Origin of the sequence: Pseudobutyrivibrio sp. UC1225 (genome assembly GCF_900115215.1) — a bacterium.
Taxonomy (GTDB): domain Bacteria; phylum Bacillota; class Clostridia; order Lachnospirales; family Lachnospiraceae; genus Pseudobutyrivibrio.
The window spans coordinates 374,044-394,804 of the sequence record NZ_FOVQ01000001.1 but is presented as its reverse complement, the minus strand read 5'-3'; the positions used below and the strand labels follow the sequence as shown (position 1 = coordinate 394,804).

21 protein-coding genes and 1 other annotated feature are annotated in these 20,761 nt (G+C 37.9%); of the genes, 20 read left to right on the top strand and 1 reads right to left on the bottom strand.

Translation table 11 applies throughout. The features are described 5' to 3' along the window. Window positions 1-74 precede the first annotated feature (74 nt). The 5 genes from BMZ41_RS01940 (at window position 75) to BMZ41_RS15515 (ending at window position 3,135) form a co-directional block, all read left to right on the top strand. Complete coding sequence (locus BMZ41_RS01940; protein ID WP_090166132.1) at window positions 75-551, top strand: DUF2975 domain-containing protein; 477 nt, start codon at window positions 75-77, stop codon at window positions 549-551. Window positions 552-573: 22 nt separating this feature from the next. Beyond that, the gene (locus BMZ41_RS01935; RefSeq protein ID WP_090166134.1) at window positions 574-801 is read left to right on the top strand and encodes a helix-turn-helix domain-containing protein; all 228 of its coding nucleotides are present in this window, start codon (window positions 574-576) and stop codon (window positions 799-801) included. 11 nt (window positions 802-812) lie between these two features. After that, on the top strand, window positions 813-2,396 hold the full coding sequence (locus BMZ41_RS01930) for a DUF4153 domain-containing protein (RefSeq protein ID WP_090526593.1): 1,584 nt from the start codon (window positions 813-815) through the stop codon (window positions 2,394-2,396). Between the two features lie 12 nt (window positions 2,397-2,408). After that, on the top strand, window positions 2,409-2,891 hold the full coding sequence (locus tag BMZ41_RS01925; RefSeq protein WP_090166137.1) for a hypothetical protein: 483 nt from the start codon (window positions 2,409-2,411) through the stop codon (window positions 2,889-2,891). Between the two features lie 76 nt (window positions 2,892-2,967). After that, window positions 2,968-3,135, top strand: a complete 168-nt coding sequence (locus BMZ41_RS15515; protein WP_176754435.1) for a hypothetical protein — start codon at window positions 2,968-2,970, stop codon at window positions 3,133-3,135. A 37-nt stretch (window positions 3,136-3,172) separates the two neighbouring features. Here the strand turns inward: BMZ41_RS15515 and BMZ41_RS01920 are convergent, their stop codons facing one another. After that, the gene (locus BMZ41_RS01920; protein ID WP_072914598.1) at window positions 3,173-4,396 is read right to left on the bottom strand and encodes an argininosuccinate synthase; all 1,224 of its coding nucleotides are present in this window, start codon (window positions 4,394-4,396) and stop codon (window positions 3,173-3,175) included. A 295-nt stretch (window positions 4,397-4,691) separates the two neighbouring features. Here BMZ41_RS01920 and argC point away from each other — a divergent pair, with 295 nt between their 5' ends. From argC to thrS, 15 genes are all read left to right on the top strand, one after another. Continuing rightward, window positions 4,692-5,744 carry an N-acetyl-gamma-glutamyl-phosphate reductase gene (gene argC, locus BMZ41_RS01915; protein WP_090526591.1) on the top strand — a complete coding sequence of 351 codons (1,053 nt, stop codon included), beginning with the start codon at window positions 4,692-4,694 and terminating at the stop codon, window positions 5,742-5,744. 203 nt (window positions 5,745-5,947) lie between these two features. After that, the gene (locus tag BMZ41_RS01910) at window positions 5,948-6,400 is read left to right on the top strand and encodes a GNAT family N-acetyltransferase (protein ID WP_090166750.1); all 453 of its coding nucleotides are present in this window, start codon (window positions 5,948-5,950) and stop codon (window positions 6,398-6,400) included. Window positions 6,401-6,409: 9 nt separating this feature from the next. Next, a complete protein-coding gene (argJ, locus tag BMZ41_RS01905; RefSeq protein ID WP_090526589.1) occupies window positions 6,410-7,633 on the top strand; it encodes a bifunctional ornithine acetyltransferase/N-acetylglutamate synthase in 1,224 nt (407 codons plus the stop codon). A 112-nt stretch (window positions 7,634-7,745) separates the two neighbouring features. Beyond that, entirely contained in the window at window positions 7,746-8,642 is an 897-nt protein-coding gene (gene argB / locus BMZ41_RS01900; RefSeq protein ID WP_090166142.1) for an acetylglutamate kinase, read from the top strand. Beyond that, a complete protein-coding gene (locus BMZ41_RS01895) occupies window positions 8,635-9,834 on the top strand; it encodes an aspartate aminotransferase family protein (protein WP_090166144.1) in 1,200 nt (399 codons plus the stop codon). The genes argB and BMZ41_RS01895 overlap by 8 nt, the downstream gene beginning before the upstream one ends. 154 nt (window positions 9,835-9,988) lie before the next feature. Next, window positions 9,989-10,555 carry a ComEA family DNA-binding protein gene (locus BMZ41_RS01890; RefSeq protein ID WP_090526587.1) on the top strand — a complete coding sequence of 189 codons (567 nt, stop codon included), beginning with the start codon at window positions 9,989-9,991 and terminating at the stop codon, window positions 10,553-10,555. Between the two features lie 16 nt (window positions 10,556-10,571). Further along, on the top strand, window positions 10,572-11,270 hold the full coding sequence (locus tag BMZ41_RS01885) for a response regulator transcription factor (protein WP_090166148.1): 699 nt from the start codon (window positions 10,572-10,574) through the stop codon (window positions 11,268-11,270). Between the two features lie 35 nt (window positions 11,271-11,305). Then, complete coding sequence (locus tag BMZ41_RS01880) at window positions 11,306-12,742, top strand: sensor histidine kinase (RefSeq protein ID WP_090526585.1); 1,437 nt, start codon at window positions 11,306-11,308, stop codon at window positions 12,740-12,742. Then, window positions 12,742-13,755 carry a GerMN domain-containing protein gene (locus BMZ41_RS01875; protein WP_090166155.1) on the top strand — a complete coding sequence of 338 codons (1,014 nt, stop codon included), beginning with the start codon at window positions 12,742-12,744 and terminating at the stop codon, window positions 13,753-13,755. The genes BMZ41_RS01880 and BMZ41_RS01875 overlap by 1 nt, the downstream gene beginning before the upstream one ends. A gap of 11 nt (window positions 13,756-13,766) precedes the next feature. Then, window positions 13,767-16,064: a DNA internalization-related competence protein ComEC/Rec2 gene (locus BMZ41_RS01870; RefSeq protein WP_090526583.1), complete on the top strand. Its 2,298-nt coding sequence runs from the start codon at window positions 13,767-13,769 to the stop codon at window positions 16,062-16,064. 54 nt (window positions 16,065-16,118) lie between these two features. Next, window positions 16,119-16,337: a hypothetical protein gene (locus BMZ41_RS01865; protein WP_090526581.1), complete on the top strand. Its 219-nt coding sequence runs from the start codon at window positions 16,119-16,121 to the stop codon at window positions 16,335-16,337. A gap of 49 nt (window positions 16,338-16,386) precedes the next feature. Beyond that, the gene (locus BMZ41_RS01860; protein ID WP_036951799.1) at window positions 16,387-17,031 is read left to right on the top strand and encodes a peptidoglycan recognition protein family protein; all 645 of its coding nucleotides are present in this window, start codon (window positions 16,387-16,389) and stop codon (window positions 17,029-17,031) included. Window positions 17,032-17,124: 93 nt separating this feature from the next. Then, window positions 17,125-17,583, top strand: coding sequence for an NUDIX hydrolase (locus tag BMZ41_RS01855; protein ID WP_090166161.1), 459 nt, complete (start codon window positions 17,125-17,127; stop codon window positions 17,581-17,583). 3 nt (window positions 17,584-17,586) lie between these two features. Continuing rightward, entirely contained in the window at window positions 17,587-18,648 is a 1,062-nt protein-coding gene (locus BMZ41_RS01850) for a hypothetical protein (protein WP_090526579.1), read from the top strand. Window positions 18,649-18,686: 38 nt separating this feature from the next. After that, window positions 18,687-18,894 (top strand) — a binding site (T-box leader). Window positions 18,895-18,992: 98 nt separating this feature from the next. Beyond that, window positions 18,993-20,759 (top strand): threonine--tRNA ligase, encoded by a 1,767-nt coding sequence (thrS, locus tag BMZ41_RS01845; protein ID WP_090526577.1) that lies wholly within the window; start codon window positions 18,993-18,995, stop codon window positions 20,757-20,759. Window positions 20,760-20,761 lie beyond the last annotated feature (2 nt).

Genomic DNA, 20,761 nt, shown 5'->3' with positions numbered 1-20,761 from the left:
AAAAAGTTGTTGCAAAACAAAAATAAGAGTGTTATAACATCCTTAGAAAGAGTTTTAGGAGGACTGGTGATTTTATGGACAACAAATTAAACAAATTCGTAAAAACGATATTGGACATTTGCTTTTTTATTGGATTGATTATGGAAATAGCAGTTCCTTTTGGTCTTAAGTACGCAGTGAAGCTTGTTATGAAGCTTTGGGGCGAAACTACAGAGTACGCTCAGATTTTAGAGCATTATCCATATGCAGTAGTATCCATAATGCTTGTTGGAGCATCTGCTCTTATGATTCTCTGGGAGCTTAGAAAGATGATGAAGACAGTCATTCGTGATGATTGCTTTGTTCAGGAAAATGTTAGCAGTCTGGTTCGTATGTCAATATATGCATTTGTTATTGGCGGACTAAAGCTTCTCAGATGCTTTGTTTATTTCACACCTGCGGCTGTTATTATTGCAGGAGTGTTCATTTTCGCAGGCTTGTTTAGCAGGGTGTTGGCTTGTGTTTTCGATAAGGCAGTTAGTTATAAGCAGGAAAATGATTTGACTATTTAGTTTGGATAGATTGGGAGCTACGATGATTGTTATAAATTTAGATGTCATGATGGCAAAAAGGAAAATAGGATTGACGGAGCTTGCTGGTAAGGTTGGTATTACCTTGGCAAATCTTTCAATCCTTAAAAATAACAAGGCTAAGGCAGTCCGCTTAGAAACCCTTGATGCAATTTGCAAGGCTTTAGATTGCCAGCCTGGAGACATTTTAGAATACGTAGAAGATGAGACAGAAGAGACTAGAGAGTCTTAAAGGAGGATGTTATGGCGGAGATTTACACAGGACCAAATTATTCAGAGGCAGAAATCAAAAACATGGTAAAAGAGATTAAGCCAGTTGTTCAAAAGGTTGAGCTTGAAGAGCAAAAGGGCAGTGCAGAGGTATTTCGTAAATACGGAGTATTAGCTTTAATCTTTTCTCTTGAATATACGTTTTGTCTGTATAGGAATTACTCAGGAATTACTTATCCGATTTTTATGGCAGCAACACTTGGATTGTTTCATTTGCTTAGAAAAAAAGATGGTTTATCTTTGTTAAGTACTCGCAGTGGCAATAAAGCACTTGGAATATTCCATGTGGCGTCCCTTATGCTTTTATCTATTCATAAGTGCATGACTACTAGCGGAGCACTATTATTTTTAGATGCGGTTGCAATATTCTTATTATTCTTTAGTTTTGTTTTGTACCTGTATGTAGATACCACAGGATGGGACATAGCCTGCTGGCTTGGTGGAATTATAGTTTCAATATTTTTGCCATTTGCACATTTTCTTAATCCGTTTTTTGATCTTGGACAGTGGATTAAGGGCAGAGGTGGAGAGATTAATAAAGAAAAGAAGCAGGTTATTTCAGCAATTGTAATTGGTATTATAGTTGCAATCCCATTGCTCTTTGTTGTTATATCGTTATTAAGTTCTGCTGATATGGTTTTCAATCGCTTATTGGAAAAGATGGTAGAATCCATTCACCTTCCTGATAATTTTGCAGATATCATCGGAATTATATGCACATTATTACTTTCATTTTTAGCAGCTTATCTTATTCCTTATGTTTTTGATAAGGGAGAAGTGAAGATAAAAGCCAGGGGAGAAGGAAAAGCAAATCCTATTACAGCCATTACTTTTTCATCAATTATAGGAGTTGTTTATTTAGTGTTCTGCCTTATTCAGGTAGTGTTCTTATTCACTGGTTCCATGAAGCTTCCTTCAGGCTACACATATGCTGAATACGCACATGAAGGATTCTATCAGCTTCTTACAGTATGTATTATTAATGTAGTTATGGTATCTGTTTGTACCAGAGAGTTTAAGAAATCAAAAGTACTTAATGGTGTCATGTTTTTCATAGGAGCATGTACATATATTATGATTGCATCTGCAGTTGTAAGAATGATTATGTACATTCAGGTTTATAACCTTACCTTCCTTAGATTATTTGTACTTTGGTTCTTGGCGGTACTTTGTTTATGGCTGGCATTCTTGATGGTAGCAGTTCTTAACAGAAGCTTTCCAGTATTTAGAGCATGCATGGTAGCTATAACCGTGGCTTACATTGGTTTCGTATTTGCGAATCCAGATTATCAGATAGCAAAGTATGATCTTACTGTTGTTGAAAATCGTGCCTATGAAGATAAATATGCCAAGATTGATGAATATGGATCAGTTACTGACTATATTTTAAGTAGCCTTTCTACTGATGCAGCTCCTGCTCTTGTAAACGATGAAAATCTTCTCCACAAGTTTGATTTACACATTACAAGCAGGGATAAATACGCTAAGAAAAACTATGAGGGCTTTAGAAAGTATAATTTCTCTTATGCAAGAGCACAGAAGTTGTTTGGAAAATAGAGGAGAATTCTCATGACTAAAGGTAGAATAGTAATGATAGTAGTCCTTACTATGCTTGCATATTTCATATTATTTATTTCCTTAAAATGGTTAATGCATACTCCAAGTTATTATTTTAGTTCAGGGTATTTAGATGGACCTCAATTAGCAAAGGCTATTTATCTTCTTGATTTAGAAGATGTCTATGTTACTGAATTATATAATGATGCAGGAGGTTTTCATGGAGATGGTATAGAGCTTTATTCTGTGGATTATGATGAAAAAAAGATTAATATAAGCACATGGAGTGAGATACCTGATGAAGAATATGAAAATCATATTAGATTTTGTTTATCAGAAGATAATAAAGATTTAAATGATTATCTTATGAATATCAGTACTGGAAAATACTATCTTGCTGATATGAACCCAAATGATAATTATAGCGAGAATTATGTACTTGGTATCTATGATGGTAGTTTGGATAAAATTTATATTTTAATAGTAAACACTTAAAATATTTAAAAAAGTAATGTTTTATATAACATAATATGTGCTATTATAGTTTTAGAATTCACGGGAGGTGGTTGTGATGGCAGACAATAATAAAGAAGCAACTTTCGTAGTACATATTAATAAATGCGAGAATGAGAGCTGGCAGGGGCAGGTTACATGGGCAGATCGCGATGAGAAGATTAATTTTCGTAGCGCAATGGAGCTCATGAACATTATGGATGCCGCTTTGGATTCAGAAGAGTAAAAAAATGGGTTTCGCCTTTTTAGCGAAACCCATTTTTTTATTTCATATTTTTATTTTCTTGTAACTTCATGGCTCTTACTTTAAGTGGAAGTCCCCAAAGTGTTATGAAGCCTTCAGCGTCGTGGTGGTCATAAAGATCTCCTGTTGTGAAGCTTGCAAGACTCTCAGAGTAAAGTGAGTAAGGTGATGTTGTACCAGCTTTGATGATATTTCCCTTGTAGAGCTTGAATTTAACTTCACCTGTAACATATTCCTGTGTAGATTTTACAAAAGCCTGAATTGCATCACAGAGTGGTGTGAACCATTTTCCTTCGTAGCAAACCTGGGCAAGCTTGTTACCCATTTCCTTTTTCATTTCCATTGTCGCGCGGTCGAGACAAAGCTCTTCAAGCTGAGCATGTGCCTCCATGAGGATAGTGCCACCTGGTGTCTCATATACGCCACGAGACTTCATACCAACAACACGGTTCTCTACAATATCAACGATTCCAATACCATTTCTTCCGCCAATCTCATTGAGCTCTTTGATGATATCGGATACCTTCATCTGCTTTCCATTTACAGAAGTTGGAACACCCTTTTCGAAAGTCATTGTTACGTACTCAGCTTTATCTGGAGCTTTCTCTGGTGGAGTAGTAAGTACAAGAAGGTGATCATAGTTTGGCTCCTGTGAAGGATCTTCAAGCTCAAGACCTTCATGACTGATGTGCCAAAGGTTTCTGTCACGGCTGTAAGACTGATCTGTTGAGAATGGAAGGTCAATTCCGTGAGCCTTACAGTAATCAATTTCGTCCTGACGAGACTGGAGCTTCCATTTATCATTTCTCCAAGGAGCTATTACCTTAATATCTGGAGCAAGCGCCTTAATACCAAGCTCGAAACGAATCTGATCATTTCCTTTACCAGTTGCACCGTGGCAGATTGCTACAGCACCTTCTTTTCTGGCAATTTCAACAAGCTTAGCGGCAATTCCTGGACGAGCCATAGCTGTACCAAGAAGATATTTATTCTCGTAAATAGCACCAGCCTGTACGCAAGGTACAATGTAGTTATCACAGAAGTCATCAACAATATCTTCTATATAAAGTTTAGAAGCACCAGAGGCCTTAGCTCTCTCTGAGAGACCATCTAATTCTTCGCCCTGTCCACAATCGATGCAACAACAAATAACTTCATATCCATAATTCTCTTTGAGCCATGGAATGATAGCAGTGGTATCAAGACCACCTGAGTAAGCAAGTACAACTTTTTCCTGTGCCATAATGTTTCTCCTTTATAGAAATTAATTTTAATTCGCTTGAATTTGAACAAATCATACACCACTTAATTTGATATTTCAAGTGGAAATTTATGCATAATTAGAGAATAAAAATGAATTATGTTAAAAATATACTTGATTTAGTCGATATATAGATGTATATTTATGCAAAATTATTTTATAAAATTTCACTGTAGTACTTTACTTTGTGAAAGTGAAGTACTACAATCATATTAAATTATTCCAAGTCATATTGGAAGTATAAAATTACTCAAATTTAGAAAAGGAATGGACAGCTATGATTAAGGTAGGAATTATTGGTGCTACCGGTTATGCGGGAGCAGAAATTGTTAGGTTGTTATACAGTCATCCAGAGGCAGAAATCGTTTGGTACGGTTCCAGATCATATGTAGATGAGCGATTTGCTTCTATATATAAAAATATGTTCACCTTGGTTGAGGATAAATGCCTCGATGATAATATCGTTGAATTATCAAAGCAGGTAGATGTTATTTTCACAGCTACACCACAGGGGTACTTAGCAGGAGTTCTTACTGAAGAGATTCTTAGTAACTGTAAGCTGATTGATCTTTCTGCGGATTATCGTATAAAGGATGTTGCTACATACGAAAAATGGTATGGCCTCGAACATAAGTCACCACAGTTTATAGAAGAAGCTGTTTATGGCCTTTGTGAGATTAATAGAGATAAGGAAAAGGGGGCAAGACTTATTGCAAATCCTGGTTGCTATACTACCTGTTCAATTCTTACCGCATATCCGTTAGTGAAGTCAGGACTTATTGATCCATCCACACTTATTGTAGATGCGAAGTCAGGAACTTCGGGTGCGGGACGAGGAGCAAAGCTTCCTAATCTTTACTGCGAGGTTAATGAGAGCATTAAGGCATACGGTGTTACCTCTCATCGTCATACACCTGAAATTGAAGAACAGCTTGGATATGCCTGTGGTCAGGAGATTATGATTAATTTCACTCCGCATCTGGTTCCTATGAATAGAGGAATCCTTGTTACAGAGTATGCCAGCCTTGTTAAAAAGGATGGAATACTTCCTACAAAGGAAGAGGTAATGAAAGCATATCATGATGCCTATGATAATGAATTCTTTGTTCGAGTTCTTGAATATGGTGAGTGCCCTGAAACAAAGTGGGTTGAGGGCAGCAACTTCGTAGATGTGAGCTGCAAGATAGATGAGAGAACAGGCCGAATCGTTATGATGGGAGCACTTGATAATCTTGTTAAGGGTGCTGCAGGACAGGCAGTTCAGAACATGAATATTATTTTCGGACTTGATGAAAAGATGGGACTTGATTTTGCACCAATGTTCCCATAGGTTTTTGTTTTTCATCAGAAAAACAAAAAACGGACAATAGCAACATTTATCTGAAAGAGAAATGTTGTCCTGCAAAGCAGGATTATTGTGGGCTTTTCCTTATAGCCCACAATAACTCATAGGCATGTAGGCATTTAGATAGGAGTTTTATTATGGTTACAACAAATGAAAGCATTAACGTCACTTTAGATTTAGGGGTACATATGAATTACACTATCAGAACTATGGAGGAAAGCGATTATGATGAGGTTTATCAGCTTTGGACTACAATCCATGGCTTTGCCATGCGAAGTCTTGACGACTCTAGGGAAGGTGTAACCCGAGTGCTTAAGAGGAACCCTGGGCTTTCAGTGGTAGCAGTTTCAGATAATAAAATTGTTGGTTCCATTTTAGTTGGACATGATGGAAGACGAGCATGCTTTTATCATGTTTGTGTTCATGAGGATTATCGTAAACACGGTATTGGAAAAGCTATGGCTTCTGAAGCAATGATTAGATTGAAGGAAGAGGGAATTAATAAGATTCAGCTGGTGGCTTTTAAAGAAAATAAGCTTGGTAATGGCTTTTGGCAGGCTGAACAATGGATAATGCGTGATGATTTAAATGTTTATGATTTCGTATTAAACGAAGCAAATATTACAGCATTTAATAAATAGGAGAATTTTATGAAAGAGATAAAGGGTGGTATCACAGCCGCAAAAGGGTTTAAGGCAGCCAGCACAGCGGCTGGCATTAAATATCAGGGACGTACTGATATGGCAATGGTTTATTCAGAGGTTCCATGTGTCAGCGCAGGGACTTTTACAACAAATGTTGTTAAGGCAGCCTGTGTTCAGTGGGATATGAATATCGTAAAAGCGAATAAGCCACTTCAGGCTGTAGTAATAAATTCTGGTATAGCAAATGCCTGTACTGGTCAGGAAGGTTTTGATGCCTGTGAAGCTACAGCAAAGGGAGTAGAAAAGACTTTAGGCGTAAACTTTGATTCAGTGGCAGTTGCATCAACTGGTGTTATTGGAATGCAGCTTCCAGTAGATAAGCTGGTGGCTGGTGTTGAGGCAATGGCACCTGACCTTGATGAAAGTCTTGAGGCAGGAACTGCAGCATCAAAAGCTATTATGACTACAGATACAGTTAATAAAGAAATTGCTGTTGAGTTTCAAGTAGGAGGAGTTACAGCCACTCTTGGTGGTATGAGCAAGGGCTCAGGAATGATTCATCCTAATATGTGTACCATGCTTGCATTTCTTGGTACGGATGTAGCTATTGAGAAAACTCTTCTTCAGAAGGCAGTAAGTGAGGTGGTTGCCGACAGTTTTAACATGATTACTGTTGATGGCGATACTTCTACAAATGATACTTTACTTTGCATGGCAAATGGTTTGGCTGGTAATGAGATAATCAGTAGCGAAGATGCCGATTACGAAAGCTTTAAGGAAGCCCTTAACTTCATATGTACGAATCTTGCTAAGAGAATGGCAGCCGATGGAGAGGGCGCAAGCAAGCTTTTTGAAGCAAAGGTGGTAAATGCAAAATCTGTGGCAGATGCAAAGACATTAGCACGAGCTATCGTGGGTTCAAATCTCTCTAAAGCAGCTATCTTTGGATGTGATGCAAACTTTGGTCGTTTTCTTTGTGCTATGGGTTATTCTGGAGCAGATTTTGACCAGAACGATGTGGAGTTGTATTTCAAAAGCGTTAATGGCGAACTGAAGGTTTTTGATAAGGGTACACCTATTGTTTTTGATGAAGATAAAGCTTTAGAGATTATGAAAGCGGATGCGGTTACAGTTTACGTTGATATGCATGAAGGAGACGCTGAGGCAACAGCCTGGGGCTGCGACCTCACATACGATTACGTAAAAATAAATGCAGATTATCGTAGTTAAGTATAACTTTTAAATGAGCAGTAGCTAACAAGCTCATATATTAGTGAAGCTTACATGTAGTAAGCGGAACTAATCATATGGCTTGTTAGTGTAACTGCGGATTGGAGGATTTATGGATAGCAGTATGCAGCCAATATTGGATAAGGCCCAGGTTTTGATTGAGGCATTACCTTATATTCAGCGTTTTAATCGAAAGATTATGATTGTAAAGTATGGCGGAAGTGCCATGGTTGATGAGGAATTAAAAAAGCAGGTCATTCAGGATGTTACTTTGCTTAAGCTTGTAGGTTTTAAGCCTATTATTGTACATGGCGGTGGCAAGGAAATTAGCAAATGGGTAGAGAAGAATGGCATTAAGCCAGAGTTTATCAATGGTCTTAGAAAGACAGATGAAGCTACCATGGAAATTGCTGAAATGGTTTTGAATAAGGTTAATAAGTCACTTGTTCAGAACGTTCAATCTCTTGGAGTAAATGCTATCGGTGTATCTGGAAAAGACGGTGGTCTTTTAAAGGTAGATAAGAAGCTTTCAGATGGTCAGGATATTGGTTTTGTTGGTGAGATTAAAGAGGTTAATCCAAAGATTCTCGAGGATCTTCTCGAGAAGGATTTTCTTCCTATCGTATGTCCTATAGGAATGGACGACAATTATGAAACCTATAATATTAACGCAGATGATGCTGCCTGTGCCATTGCAAAGGCTTTAAATGCAGAAAAGCTTGCCTTCCTTACAGATATCGAAGGAGTATATAAGGATAAGGACGACCCATCAACACTTATTTCTGAGATGACCGTTGATGAGGCAAGAGCTCTTATCGGAGATGGTTATATCGGTGGTGGTATGCTTCCTAAGCTCACCAATTGTATAGATGCCATCGAGCAGGGTGTTAACAGAGTCCATATTTTGGATGGAAGAATTGCCCATTGTCTGTTGCTAGAATTCTTCACTAATAAAGGTATTGGAACAGCTATTATCGGAAATAAGGACACGAGGTATTACGATGAATAAAAAGGAATACATTGAAAAAGCAGAAAATAATTTACTACATGTATATAATCGTTTTCCTGTAATTTTTGATTATGGCAAGGGTGTACATCTATATGATGAGCTGGACCAAGAATACCTTGATTTTGCATCAGGAATTGGTGTAATGGCCTTTGGTTACGGAAATGAAGATTATGAGGATGCGCTTATCACACAGCTTAAGAGAATTACTCATACTTCAAATCTTTACTATCATATTCCAATGATTGAGGCTGCGGAAAAGCTTTCAAAGGCTTCTGGAATGGACAAGGTTTTCTTTACAAATTCTGGAGCGGAAGCAATTGAAGGCGCGCTCAAAACTGCAAAAAAATATGCTTATACAAGAAGAGGTCAGGGAGACTATGAGATAATCGCCATGGAAAATAGTTTTCATGGACGTACGGTGGGCTCACTTTCGGTGACAGGAACAGAGCATTATAGAGAGCCTTTTTATCCATTAATGTCTGGAGTGAAATTCGCCACCTTTAATGATTTTGGTTCGGTGCTTGCTAATCTTACTGATAAAACCTGTGCAATCATCATGGAAACCGTTCAGGGAGAAGGTGGATTATATCCAGCTGATAAAGAGTTTCTTCAGAAGGTACGTCAGCTTTGTGATGATGAGGGTATACTTCTTATTTTAGATGAGGTGCAGTGCGGAATGGGACGTACTGGAAGTATGTACGCTTTCCAGCAATATGGCATCAAGCCAGATATTTTAACCACAGCAAAAGCACTTGGAAATGGTGTTCCAGTAGGAGCCTTTTGTGTAACAGATAAAGTGGCTGAGCAGTCCTTGGTTCCAGGGGATCATGGCACTACCTATGGAGGAAATCCACTTTGCGCCACAGCAGTTTCGCAAGTATTTGATATGTTCCAGGAATATAAGCTTACAGAACACGTACAGAAGATAGCTTCTTATCTGGAAGAGGTTTTGGATGTTTTTGTAAACAAATATGACTTTATAACTGAAAGAAGAGGAATTGGTTTGATGCAGGGACTTGTTCTTACAATTCCAGTTAAGGATGTGGTTTCCAGAGCACTTCTAGAGGAGCATCTTGTTGTTCTTTCGGCTGGAAAAGATGTTCTTAGACTTCTTCCTCCTCTTGTAATTACAGAGCAGGATGTTGATGAATTCAAGGAAAAACTAGAAAAAGTTTTTGATTTTTTCCTTTAAATTCGAGATTTTTTGGCACATGAGAAAAAAGTTATGAAAAAAGTCGTGAAATAATAACGTAAAAGTATTGTAATATTTAAAAATATTGGCTACAATGTACAAGTGATACTGACATTTCCTATGTAAAATTTTTTTATTTTAGATAGGAGATTGCATGAAAAAATATATATTTCTTGTGCTTTGTAGCCTTTTGATGTTCACTGGCTGCGGGCACGAATCATATTTTCAATCCACAGAATTGGTGGAAAACACAGAGGAACAGGATGAGATATCCAGTGATATTCCAGAGGTTGTTTCTCAGATTATTTGTGTTCAGGTTGCTGGCGCAGTTGTAAAGCCAGGAGTCTATGAATTACCATCCAATTCCAGGGTCTATGCGGCAATAGATGCTGCAGGTGGTTTGTTGGATTCGGCAGACGATTCTGATATTAATCAAGCTTCGCTTCTTGAGGACGGGCAGAAGATATATGTCTATTCTAAAGAAGAAAGGGCAGAGCTTTTATTATCGGAAGAGGAATCTGATGACGATGGACTAATCAATTTGAATACTGCCACAGAAGCAGAGCTTATGACACTTCCGGGCATCGGACAGTCAAAGGCATCTCAGATAATTTCTTATAGAAATGCAAATGGTAATTTTGCTTCTATAGAAGATATTAAGAATGTATCTGGGATAGGTGATGGTATTTTCAAACAAATTAATTCACTAATAAAAATTTAGTAAATCGAGGATAATTATGGCTAAGAAAGTATTGGTTGTAGACGACGAGAAGCTTATTGTGAAAGGAATCAGATTTTCATTGGAGCAGGACGGCATGGAAGTTGACTGCGCTTATGACGGACAGGAGGCGTTAGATCTTGCCACTGCAAATCATTACGATATGATTCTGTTGGATGTTATGCTTCCAAAGCTCGACGGATTTGAAGTTTGTCAGAGCATCAGAGAATTTTCAACAGTGCCTATCGTTATGCTCACCGCAAAGGGTGATGACATGGACAAGATTCTTGGATTGGAGTATGGCGCTGACGACTATATTACAAAGCCATTTAACATTCTTGAGGTTAAGGCAAGAATTAAGGCCATTATGCGTAGAGCATCTCTTGGTATGGCAGCATCAGCTGAGCATAAGAATGAAGAGAATATTATCGAAAATGGTGATTTAGTTCTCGATAAGAGCAATAGAAGACTTACTATTCTTGGAGAAGAGTACAATCTTACTTCAAAGGAATTTGATATGCTGTTACTCTTAGTGACAAATCCTAAAAAGGTATTTTCGCGTGAGGATTTATTACATACGATTTGGGGTACAGATTATCCTGGCGATGAGCGTACAGTTGATGTACATGTTCGTAGACTTAGAGAGAAAATCGAACCAAATCCAAAGGAGCCTAAGTACGTTCGTACTAAATGGGGAGTAGGCTACTATTATCAGTAAATCCTTAGGATTATCTTATAAAGAGAGTTTTATTAATGAAAAATAAATTTAGCTTTTCTGCTTTTCATAGTTTAGGATTTAAAATTGCACTTATAATATTGTTAATAGGCATCATTCCATTTTTGGTTTGTGTGCCTATTTCATTGAGGGCATATAAATCAGTCTCTATTCATACTGATGCCACAAATCTTATGGCCCAAGCTGCTCAGTACAATAGCCAGTTAGTTACAAGTGGATATATTCTTGGTGAAGAAAATACCGAGCTAGACACTGAACTAAAGGCTATTGCCGACAGCTACAATGGTCGAATTCTTATTGTTAATTCAGCATTAAAGGTAGTTAAAGATTCGTATTCCGTAGATATTGGTAAGACAGTTATTTGGGAAAATATCATTCATTCTATGCAGGGAGATTCTCTGTATTATTATGACGAAGATACAAAATATCTTATCGTATCAGTTCCATTATCAAATTCAGATAATGATATAGTGGGTACATTGGTTATTAATAAATCAATGGATTATATTGATACAAATTTGGATAATTATGTTTCCTATGCTCTTATTGGCTCCGTAATAATTGTTTCTCTATCGATAATTATTGCTGTTGTATCAGCGATTTATTTTTCGCGTCCAATGACAAAGCTTTCTGATTCTTTGGATGCCATTATTCGTGAGTATTCAAATGAGCTTCCAGATAATAAGTCCTTCCTTGAGCTTGAGATTATTTCTGAGAAGTTTAATGAAGTATTTAAGAAGCTTCAGGCTATCGACCAGTCTCGACAGGAATTTGTATCGAACGTGTCTCATGAGCTTAAAACTCCACTTACTTCTATGAAGGTGTTAGCGGATTCTCTTAATGGTTCTGAGGATGTTCCTATTGAGATGTATAGAGAATTCATGGTTGATATAGGCGACGAAATCGATCGAGAGACTAAGATTATTAATGATTTGCTTAGTCTTGTTCGTATGGATAAAAGTGGTGCTCAGCTTAATGTTTCAGCATTAAATATTAATGAGCTTATTGAGCATATTCTTAAGCGCCTTAAACCTATTGCTGAAAAGGCAGGAATCGAAGTAGTATTTGAATCCTTCAGACCTGTTGTTGCCGAGGTGGATGAGGTTAAGTTTACTCTTGTGGTTACTAATCTTGTTGAGAATGCAATTAAGTACAATGACGAGGGTGGCTGGGTTCATATTTCCTTGAATTCGGATCATCAATTCTTCTATATTAAGGTAGAAGATAATGGACTTGGAATTCCTGAGGATTCTGTAGATCATATCTTCGAGAGATTTTACAGAGCAGACAAATCTCATTCAAGGGAGATTGGTGGAACGGGCCTTGGCCTGGCTATCACAAAGAGCGCCATTGCTATGCATAATGGCGAGGTAAAGGTGCGCTCAAAGCTTGGTGAAGGTTCTACCTTTGATGTGCGTATCCCTCTGAATTACATTGAAAAGGAGGTGCGCTAATGAATAAGATGAAGAGACTCTTAGGATTCATACTTGTTTGTTCATTGATGCTTTCCTTGATTGGATGTAGCAAAGGCTCTGGAGAATATGATTCTAAGATTTACTACGTAAATACGGATAAGACCAGCATTACAGCTGTGGATTACGATATTAAGGCGACAGATACCGAGCATCAGATAGCTGAAGTTATAGAGATGCTTGGAAAGGATACTGAAGAAATAGGATATATTACAACCATCCCTTCAGGTCTTGATTTGAAACGCTGGGAACTCAACGATGGCACCTTAGAACTCTATTTTGTAGGTGATTATGATTCGTTGGATATGTATACTGAGGTTTTGGTTAGGGCAGCTATTGTAAAATCACTGGTACAGATAAAAAAGGTTAAATCTGTTTCTTTTTACATTAACAATTCGCCATTGGTAGATTCCAGCGGTGAAGCTGTTGGAGCAATGACGGCAGATACCTTTATAGAAGATTTTGGAGAGGAAACTGATTCACTGTTATCCACAACCCTTACCTTGTATTTTGCAAGTGCAGATGGAATGTCTGTTGTTGCAGAGAACAGACAGGTGTATTACAGCCGTAATGTTTCCATCGAGAAGCTTGTTATGGAACAGCTTTTAAAGGGACCTGATGACAATAGACTTTTATCTGCATTGCCAACGGGCACAAAGCTTAATTCTATCTCGGTATCAGAAGATGGTGTTTGTATTGCCAATTTCGATGCCACTTTAGAGACTGCAATTGCTGGCGTTACTGAGAATGTTACTCTATATTCAATAGTTAATTCTCTTACTGAATTGGATAGTATCAAGCAGGTTCAGATTTTGGTAAATGGTGAAACACCTCGTTTATCTAATGTGGATGTTGATTTGTCTGGCGCAGTACCTAGAAACGATACGATTATTAATTTTACTTCTTTAGATGAAGAAGATACTTACATAGAAGAAGATGAGTATTACTCTGAGGACGAGGATGTCCCTGAAGAAGAGGATACTACACAGGAATAACAGGAGGTTATATGTTACAAGGTCGTGTGCTTTGTAAGATTTCCTTGTTGATTATTCTTATTATTTCAATTAGTGCATATGCCCCCTGGGATTTTATGGGGGTATATGATAAGGCTGAGGCTGCTGCTCTTATAGAAGAAGGGCAGCAGATCAAGGCCGAAGGATATATATATCACAAGGAAGTTAAAAAGGACAAAGTTCTTTATTATGTAAAAAACGCTTCTGCAACCACTGGAAGCGAATCACTTTCAAAAACATCTTTTATTTTTAAATTAGAATCGGACATAATTCCCAATTATTCAAAACTTAATATTGTTGGTAAGATGAAGCATTTTTCAGTTGCAACAAATGATGGCATCTTTGATATGAAGAATTACTATAATTCGCTGGGGCTTTATTTTGAAATCACGGATATAGATTTTTATGATTATCAATGCGGATTATTTGTTGGTAATGATTATGCTTATAGATTTAGACAGCATATCTCATCGGTATACGAACAGTCCCTTCCTGGCGAAGAAGCAGGTTTTTTATCCAGCGTGGTTATTGGTGAAAAGAGCGGATTGAATACGGATTTAAAATCTCTTTTTCAGAATGTTGGTATAGCTCATATTTTGGCAGTTTCAGGTCTACATGTTTCTGTAATTTGCATGGCGTTATATAAGTTTCTTCGAAGGAGAGGTTTTGGATTCCTTGCTTGCGGATTATCAGCCGGAGCAATTGCTGTGGTGTATGGATTTATTACTGGCGGAAGTGTATCTTCTATCAGAGCTATTGGAATGTTTCTTGTTTATCTTATGGCTCAGATAACTGGAGAATGCTACGACATGCCAACAGCGATGGCTGTTATGGCTGACTTTTTGATAATTGATAATCCTTTATATATCAAGAATGGAAGTTTTATTTTTTCCTTTGGAGCAATCCTTTCAATTTATTATTTTGTTTTGCCGTTGAATAACGCATTTACGAATTATTATGTTTATCAAAGAAAGTCAAAAAAGTCACATGAAAAGTTTTATGAGGGACTGTCTCTGCTACAAAAGGCGATTATGTATGTTCTCAATAGTCTGGTATTTTCCTTTGGAATGTTTGTTGCAATGTTGCCTCTTGTTACACAGCTATATAATCAGACACCTTTATATTCAGTACTTTTGAATTTACTGGTACTACCATTAATGCCATTGTTGTTAGGAACTGGTATTATAGCAGGTTTTGTGGGACTACTATTTATGCCAGCTGCTAAAGTACTTTTATTTGCTTGTCATTTCATAATTTATTTTTATGAGTGTATTTCTGATTTTGCCCAGGGATTGCCATTTTCAAATGTAGTGGTTGGAACTAAGAGTATATGTTTTGTTGCGGCATATTATATGGCGCTATTATTTATTGTTTATGGTTTGGATATCTGTTTAAAAGTTTCTGGATCCAAAAGTCATAAATTTCGTGGGAAAAGGTTCTTGCTCAAAAGTTCTTTGCTTATTTTGCTTGCCTTTTTATGGCTGGCACCTACGCGTGGCTCTTTCGAAATTGATATTCTTGATGTTGGACAGGGAGATGGAATCTACATTAATTCAGGAGATGGAGTTCGATTTTTTATCGATGGAGGTAGTACTTCGACCGAGGAAATTGGTCAGTACACACTTTTACCGTTTTTGAAATATAAAGGAGCTGGTTCAATTGATTATTGGTTTGTATCTCATATGGATGAAGACCATGTTTCAGGAGTGATTGAATTACTAGAACAGGGATACAGAATAGATAATATTGTGTTGTCAGCAGAGATTCCTGAGGGAGAGACTTTGAAGCAGCTACTGACATTGGCTGAGCTTAATAGGACAAACATAATCTATATGAAGCAGGGGGACGTCTGTGGAAGCAAACACCTGTCATTCACCTGCGTTTATCCATATGAGGGAATGGTTTCTGATGATGTAAACGCTTTATCATTGTGTTTGCTTATGAATTATGACAGGAATTTAGATGGTCACTATGAATATAATGCTTTCTTTGGTGGTGATATAGCTGCTGAGCAGGAGCAGGCAATTGCTGACGCAGGTCTTGTTGGACATGTTAATTTCTTGAAAGTTAGCCATCATGGTAGTCGCTTTAGCTCGGATTCTTCATTTTTAAAAGTGCTATCACCAGATGTAGCTGTTATCAGCTGTGCAAAAGTAAATCGCTATGGCCATCCTTCTGCTGAAGCGATAGCGCGTCTGGAGACCGCGGCAGGGCATATCTATTATACGATGAATTCTGGACGCGTGAGGGTGGATAAAGCAGGGGTGGATGAATATATATCTGAGAAATAAATGATTTGTTCCATGTTTGAAATATAAGCTTTAGCAGGATTTCCTGCCTTTGTCATGAAAAAGGACATAGACAGGAATAGAAAAACATTCTATAGGGAACATTTTGGACTGGCTTCTGATAAGGATTATTCAGAAACAAATTTGGAAAAGCTATTAAGATATGAAAAGTCAGGGCTTGTTTTAGGAGATAATTTAATAGTTTCTTTTGAATCGGCTGGAATCAGCTTTGATGTTAAATTGATTGAAGAGAAAATCAAGACTTATCTTTTATAATGTATTAGAATATTATAGTGTGTAAACTGGTTGAAAAGAGGCGAGAATAATGGGCTCAAGAAAGATGAGCAAAGGAAGAGAAAACAGACGAAAAGAAAGAAGAAGTAAAAGGCGTAAAAGATTATTTACCCTTATTATGGAATTGTTGATTCTTGGCGGATTAGTATTCGGAGGATATAAATACTTTTTTCATAGAGACAGGCTTGAGATAGCCGAGAATATTCAACTTCCAGATTGGATTGATGTGCAGTACATAGATGAGGGGAATCCATCGCGAACAGGACTTAGGTTAGATGGAATCAATAATATAGTAATTCATTATGTGGGAAATCCAGGAACAACCGCACAGCAGAATAGAGATTTTTATAATCACGAGGATTCGGATGTTTGCTCACATTTTGTGGTGGGGATAGATGGTGAGATAATCAACTGTGTTCCACTTTATGAGCGTTCTTCAGCAAGTAATCATCGAAACCATGACACTATTTCTATAGAGGTTTGTCATCCTGATGAATCAGGAAAGTTTACTGAGGCTTCCTATGATTCTCTGATTAAATTAACAGACTGGCTTCTAAAGGAGTTTGGTATGAAGCCTGAGGACGTGATAAGACACTATGATGTTACAGGAAAAGAGTGTCCTATATATTATGTGAAAAATCCTGATGCTTGGGAGCAGTTTCTTGCTGATTTATAAGAAAGATTAAGATGACAAGATGGTAAAAGCATCACTATTGTATTAGAATACTTTAGTGATGTTTTTTAATAAAAAAAGTTGAAAGGACTATAAATGACACTTACAACTCTTTGCTATTTAATTAAAGATAACAAGTATCTAATGCTTCATCGCACCAAGAAGGAGCATGATATTAATTCTGGAAAATATATTGGTGTGGGAGGTCATATCGAAGAAGGAGAATCTCCACTTGATTGCATCAAAAGAGAAGTAAAAGAGGAGACCGGTCTTACACTTAACAGTGCAAAAATGCGAGGTCATATTACCTTTGTTATGGGAGATGAGACTGAGTATGCACACCTATTTACCAGTGATGACTTCACAGGCACCATTACAGATTCCTGTGATGAGGGAGAACTTACCTGGGTAGATATTGATAAGGTGATGGATTTAAATCTCTGGGAGGGAGATAGAACTTTCCTAAAACTATTAAATGATAGACAAGATTATTTTTCATTAAAGCTAGTTTATGATAAAGAAGACAATTTGATAGAGACAGTAATGGAGGAATGATAAATGAAAAAGAGACGTAGAAGACAAAGAAGAGCAATTTCTATTGCGGTTATCGTAATTGCGATAATAATGATTATTGGCTTTGCTGGATATGTATTCTTACAAAAGAATAATAATCAGAAAGAGACAACAGGGATTAATACTCCAGCAGCTTCAACGACAGAGACGAAAAAATCTGACGAAGCTGGGCCAGCAAAAGAAACATCAGATAATAACTATGAAAACCTCATAAACGGCACAGGTAAACTTAGCTTTGATTACTACAAAAAGAACGTATATCTCGACAACGAATACCAGTCTTATCAGGACGAGTTTGTTAGTAAGCTTTCAAAGGATGATTACACAATCTCTGAGCTTGTAGAAGATATGAACGCAATCTTCAGCAACCCTGATAATTACTATGCCGAAGGAAAAGTTGAATCAGTAGAATACGCTTATCTTGATTGCGGAAATGATGGAAATAAGGAGATGGTTCTTAGATTCACTTGTCCAATAGTAGAGGAAGCTTCAAGCATCGAGTTTATTCTTAAGGAAATGGATGAAAAAATCCAGGTTGTGTACTCATATTGCTGCTGGTCAAGAAGCGAAACCTCAATTAATTATCAGGGCTTCATCAGTGGTGGAGGCAGCAATGGAGCCAGCAACCATGGTTATGATTGTGGAATAATAAAGGCTGACGGTTCTTATTCTTATGGATATTATGAGGAAGAGGAATACGATTTATCAATGCTGGCTTACAGATATGGTGTAGAAGATTTAGATCCCTCAAGCCTTTCTGGAAATATTGTAGTTTACTCGCTTCAGACCGAGAAAAGCACAGCAGATAAAATGGCTCCTATCGTATTTTCGTATTTAGTATATGATGACAACTATAATGAAATTACAGACATTCCGAATCTATACACAGATAGTGACTATCAGAGACTTATAGATACTATACCTGATGCTCAGTTTATTCCTTATGATGAATTCCAGTCAAAGATTAATGCCAAGCTTGATTCAATTGGGGCGACTCAGGAAGTTATTGGTAGTAATCAGCTTCAGTATAGTAAAATCAACCTTTAATCTTGTAGAATTACAATATTTATGGTAGGATATACCACAGAAAAGCGATGACAGAAACAGTAGTATTTGCGGAAGCTAAGAGAGAGGACGCCTAGGCTGGAAGCGTCTAGTGGAAGCTTATATGAACACCATTCTCGAGCTGAGCGCGAAAGCATTTGCGTAAGCGTCTCCGGGTAGTTCCGTTAAAGACAAAATGAGTGAAACACTAAGGTGGAACCGTGTGAAATGTATATTCGCACCCTTAGGATTGGTTAGATGCCAGTTCTATGGGTGCTTTTTTGTTTTACACCCTTAGTACCAGTAGTTATTTACATTTTTCATTCATTAGTAAAAGGAGAAAAACAATGGTTAATTTCAAAGAAGATGAGTCATTAAATACTCTAAATCACTCATGTGCTCACATGATGGCACAGGCTGTAAAACATCTTTATCCAAACGCTAAGTTTTGGGTTGGTCCGGTAGTAGAGGAAGGCTTCTATTACGATATGGATCTTGGTGATGTTATGCTTACAGATGAGGACGTTGCTAAAATCGAAAAGGAAATGAAGAAGGTAGCAAAGTCTGGTTGCAAGATATACAGAAGAGAAATCTCTAAGGCTGAGGCTCTTGAGATGTTTAAGGATGACCCATACAAGATTGACTTAATTAATAACATGGATGAGGACACTCAGACAATTTCTTGCTACGATCAGGGCGATTTCACTGATCTTTGCCGTGGACCTCACGTAGATAATGTTAAGCTTTGCCGTTACTTCAAGCTTATTAAGCACTCTGGTGCTTACTGGAAGGGTGATGCCGAGAATCAGGTTCTTAACCGTGTTTACGGTGTTTGCTTCCCAACACAGGAGCAGCTTGATGAGCACCTTGCACTTCTTGAGGAGGCTAAGGAGCGTGATCACAGAAAGATTGGTAAGGATATGCAGCTTTTCATGGCTGATGATTTAATCGGTCGTGGACTTCCAATGTACCTTCCAAACGGTTACACAATCTGGACAGAGCTTGAGAATTACATCCGCAACAAGGAGCGCAAGCTTGGTTACCTTCACGTAATGACACCTTGCGTTGGTACAGTTCAGCTTTACCAGACATCTGGTCACTGGGATCACTACAAGGAGAATATGTTCCCTGCTATGGAAGTTGAGGGAGAGAACTTTGTTCTTCGTCCTATGAACTGCCCACACCACATGAGAATTTTTGCAAACCGTCCACATTCATACAAGGAGCTTCCTATCCGTATCGCTGAGATCGCTCATGATTTCCGTTTCGAGTCATCAGGAACTCTTAAGGGTATCGAGAGAGGACGTCACTTCTGCCAGAACGATTCACATATCTTCTGTACACAGGAGCAGATTAAGTCTGAGGTTAAGAGTGTATGCGACCTTATCTTCAGCACATACGAGGATTTCGGTATTACAGATTACAGATGCGTTCTTTCACTTCGTGACCCAGCAGATACAAAGAAGTATCACCAGGATGATGAGATGTGGAACACAGCAGAGCAGGCTCTTCGTGAGACTCTTCAGGAAATCGGTATTGAGTTCACAGAGGAGATTGGCGAGGCTGCATTCTACGGACCAAAGCTTGATGTTAACGTTAAGCCAGCTATCGGTAATGAGATTACACTTTCTACCTGCCAGCTTGATTTCTGCCTCCCAGCTAAGTTTGATCTTACTTACACAGATGCAGATTCTAACAAGCAGACACCAGTAGTAATTCACAGAGCTATCCTTGGCTCGCTTGATAGATTTATGGCATACATTCTTGAGGAGACAAAGGGTAACCTTCCTACATGGCTTGCACCTACACAGGTTAAGGTTCTTCCTGTAAAGAATGATGATGCAGATCTTAATGCATACTCACAGAAGCTTGTAGATGCGCTTGCAGATGCAGATGTTCGTGTTGAGTTTGATACACGTTCAGAGAAGCTTGGTTACAAGATGCGTGAAGCTCAGATTCAGAAGGTTCCTTACCTTGCAGTACTTGGCAAGAACGAGGAGGCTGAGGGTACTGTATCTTACAGACTTCACGGTGAGCAGGGCACTACAACAGTTAAGTTTGATGAGTTTGTAGAGCTTATTGTAAATGAGATTAAGACAAAAGGTCGTAAATAAAA

What these genes read in the sequence shown, in the direction of transcription:
- BMZ41_RS01940 (WP_090166132.1), top strand. Translation starts at nt 75, where the DNA reads ATGGACAACAAATTAAACAAATTCGTAAAAACGATATTGGACATTTGC.
- BMZ41_RS01935 (WP_090166134.1), top strand. Translation starts at nt 574, where the DNA reads ATGATTGTTATAAATTTAGATGTCATGATGGCAAAAAGGAAAATAGGA.
- BMZ41_RS01930 (WP_090526593.1), top strand. Translation starts at nt 813, where the DNA reads ATGGCGGAGATTTACACAGGACCAAATTATTCAGAGGCAGAAATCAAA.
- BMZ41_RS01925 (WP_090166137.1), top strand. Translation starts at nt 2,409, where the DNA reads ATGACTAAAGGTAGAATAGTAATGATAGTAGTCCTTACTATGCTTGCA.
- BMZ41_RS15515 (WP_176754435.1), top strand. Translation starts at nt 2,968, where the DNA reads ATGGCAGACAATAATAAAGAAGCAACTTTCGTAGTACATATTAATAAA.
- BMZ41_RS01920 (WP_072914598.1), bottom strand. Translation starts at nt 4,396, where the DNA reads ATGGCACAGGAAAAAGTTGTACTTGCTTACTCAGGTGGTCTTGATACC.
- argC (WP_090526591.1), top strand. Translation starts at nt 4,692, where the DNA reads ATGATTAAGGTAGGAATTATTGGTGCTACCGGTTATGCGGGAGCAGAA.
- BMZ41_RS01910 (WP_090166750.1), top strand. Translation starts at nt 5,948, where the DNA reads ATGAATTACACTATCAGAACTATGGAGGAAAGCGATTATGATGAGGTT.
- argJ (WP_090526589.1), top strand. Translation starts at nt 6,410, where the DNA reads ATGAAAGAGATAAAGGGTGGTATCACAGCCGCAAAAGGGTTTAAGGCA.
- argB (WP_090166142.1), top strand. Translation starts at nt 7,746, where the DNA reads ATGGATAGCAGTATGCAGCCAATATTGGATAAGGCCCAGGTTTTGATT.
- BMZ41_RS01895 (WP_090166144.1), top strand. Translation starts at nt 8,635, where the DNA reads ATGAATAAAAAGGAATACATTGAAAAAGCAGAAAATAATTTACTACAT.
- BMZ41_RS01890 (WP_090526587.1), top strand. Translation starts at nt 9,989, where the DNA reads ATGAAAAAATATATATTTCTTGTGCTTTGTAGCCTTTTGATGTTCACT.
- BMZ41_RS01885 (WP_090166148.1), top strand. Translation starts at nt 10,572, where the DNA reads ATGGCTAAGAAAGTATTGGTTGTAGACGACGAGAAGCTTATTGTGAAA.
- BMZ41_RS01880 (WP_090526585.1), top strand. Translation starts at nt 11,306, where the DNA reads ATGAAAAATAAATTTAGCTTTTCTGCTTTTCATAGTTTAGGATTTAAA.
- BMZ41_RS01875 (WP_090166155.1), top strand. Translation starts at nt 12,742, where the DNA reads ATGAATAAGATGAAGAGACTCTTAGGATTCATACTTGTTTGTTCATTG.
- BMZ41_RS01870 (WP_090526583.1), top strand. Translation starts at nt 13,767, where the DNA reads ATGTTACAAGGTCGTGTGCTTTGTAAGATTTCCTTGTTGATTATTCTT.
- BMZ41_RS01865 (WP_090526581.1), top strand. Translation starts at nt 16,119, where the DNA reads ATGAAAAAGGACATAGACAGGAATAGAAAAACATTCTATAGGGAACAT.
- BMZ41_RS01860 (WP_036951799.1), top strand. Translation starts at nt 16,387, where the DNA reads ATGGGCTCAAGAAAGATGAGCAAAGGAAGAGAAAACAGACGAAAAGAA.
- BMZ41_RS01855 (WP_090166161.1), top strand. Translation starts at nt 17,125, where the DNA reads ATGACACTTACAACTCTTTGCTATTTAATTAAAGATAACAAGTATCTA.
- BMZ41_RS01850 (WP_090526579.1), top strand. Translation starts at nt 17,587, where the DNA reads ATGAAAAAGAGACGTAGAAGACAAAGAAGAGCAATTTCTATTGCGGTT.
- thrS (WP_090526577.1), top strand. Translation starts at nt 18,993, where the DNA reads ATGGTTAATTTCAAAGAAGATGAGTCATTAAATACTCTAAATCACTCA.